This window comes from Neisseria sp. HMSC070F02 (assembly GCF_001814225.1).
In the GTDB taxonomy this organism is placed as follows: domain Bacteria; phylum Pseudomonadota; class Gammaproteobacteria; order Burkholderiales; family Neisseriaceae; genus Neisseria; species Neisseria meningitidis.
The window spans coordinates 14,017-14,677 of sequence record NZ_KV815379.1; the positions used below are offsets into that span (position 1 = coordinate 14,017).

General features: G+C 46.3%; 1 protein-coding gene and 2 tRNA genes. All 3 read left to right on the forward strand.

What is annotated here, in order from left to right:
• Positions 1–72: 72 nt before the first annotated feature.
• A tRNA-Val gene (locus HMPREF2959_RS03025) sits at positions 73–148 on the forward strand.
• Positions 149–180: 32 nt separating this feature from the next.
• Positions 181–257, forward strand: a tRNA-Asp gene (locus HMPREF2959_RS03030).
• A 138-nt stretch (positions 258–395) separates the two neighbouring features.
• Positions 396–661: hypothetical protein (locus HMPREF2959_RS10685; RefSeq protein WP_210398726.1), on the forward strand; the 266-nt coding region annotated here is incomplete at its 3' end.

Genomic DNA, 661 nt, shown 5'->3' on the forward strand with positions numbered 1-661 from the left:
GGGTCGCGGGTTCGAGCCCCGTCCGCCGCGCCAAGTTTCAAAATGCTGACTCTGTCGGTATTTTTTATACACGGGTGATTAGCTCAGTTGGTAGAGCGTCTGCCTTACAAGCAGAATGTCGGCGGTTCGACTCCGTCATCACCCACCAAGTTTTCTTTCATTGTTGCAAACAATGGATGCGCGGTGGTAGCTCAGTTGGTTAGAGTACCGGCCTGTCACGCCGGGGGTCGCGGGTTCGAGCCCCGTCCGCCGCGCCAAAAGTTAAGGAATACCAACCTCCGGTTGGTATTTTTTTGTTTGTATGCTTTGAAAAATGTTTGTTTCCGGATTTTGCCATTCCCATCCGGTTTTGCGCTGTACGATGTGTTTTAGCGCGGACTTGCTCAAAATCGGATGTGGTTCCGGTATTTGAGGCTTTGATTAGGGATGCGGACTTTCAATATATTTTTCTCAGCTACAACAACGAAGGCTTGATGTCTGTCGGGCAGGTAAGGGAGATTTTTGAGTGTTTCGGCAAATATAATTTGGTTCAAACGGAATACCGGCGTTTTAAGGCAGATAAGACAGAAAACCGTAATCATAAGGCAAATTCGATATTCGAATATCTGCATATTTTAGAAAAGACCTTTTATAGTGGATTAACAAAAACCAGTACAGCGTT